Genomic DNA, 1,043 nt, shown 5'->3' on the forward strand with positions numbered 1-1,043 from the left:
CACAGGCTCTAACTCAGGCTCTAACTCAGGCTCGGTCGACTCCTGCGCGATGGAAATAGTTCCAAGTTCAGCTAATATTTCAGGCTGTGGCGTTGCTGGTTCAGTGGCAATACTGCCATTAAGAATATGCTCAAAGTCGGCAAGTTTATTATTGGCAGTCTCTAAAAACTGGTTAAGCGGCTGACCATGCTGCTTAATACCTTCCATATATAAATCGCAGGAGGCGATGATTTCAGCAAATAGATCAAGTTTAGTGGGGCTCAGTTCATCATTATTGGTGACACATTGTCGCATTTGTTGTGCCGTTTTCTCTAATGTCTCAGCCGCATCCGACAGGGTTAACATCGTTAAACTGCCGGCAATCAATTCTAACTTGGTTGCGGCTTGGTCTAAAAGGTGATTATCGGTATTGGTTGATTCGGCTTGGGTGGCCAGCATTTCTTTGATATAACTAAGTTCTAATAAACATTCCTCGATGACCGTGGCTTGCAATTGTTTGTATTCTGCAGAGCTAGCATTAGCAGCCCCGGGCTGTAATAACGACTCTACTTGAAGTAGGCTGTCCGCTAAGGCCATTAAGTGTTGTTCGTCCGGCACTTGTTGAGCTGCGGTTAATGCGTTCAGTTCATCAACTTGGGTTTGCAAGAGATGACTGGCCGGATATTCAGTCAGCAATTGCAAGGTATCAACCATGGTTGTTAACTGTTCAGCAGTCTGCGTGATCATTTCGGTGGTGATCTCTGAACCAAGATCATATTGGCTAATTTGTTCTTTGATATTATGCAGCTGCTCAAGCACGGCAGATTGAGCATCGCTGAGTGCATTATTACTCATGCCATAAATTTTCTGGCGATGATCAAAGAAGTTCAGTTTAAAGACGGACTTAAGTTGGGAGACATGTTCCCCTGCACTATTAGAACGAGCCACCAGTAACAGTAGATTACGTTCTAACTCAGCAGGAAATAAGGCAAGCAGCTGTTGTTCATTATCTTCAGTTAATATTTTTATCGGCTGGTTAAGTTTGCCTATGTTTAGTTTTACTT

The 1,043-nt window shown here is 43.4% G+C and carries 1 protein-coding gene; it reads right to left on the minus strand.

All coding sequences use genetic code 11. The features are described from left to right. The coding region (locus tag AC3AYF_RS21725; protein ID WP_487780541.1) for a hypothetical protein at positions 1–1,043 on the minus strand (1,043 nt) is incomplete at both ends.

The sequence above is a fragment of the Salinicola sp. genome, assembly GCF_982684285.1.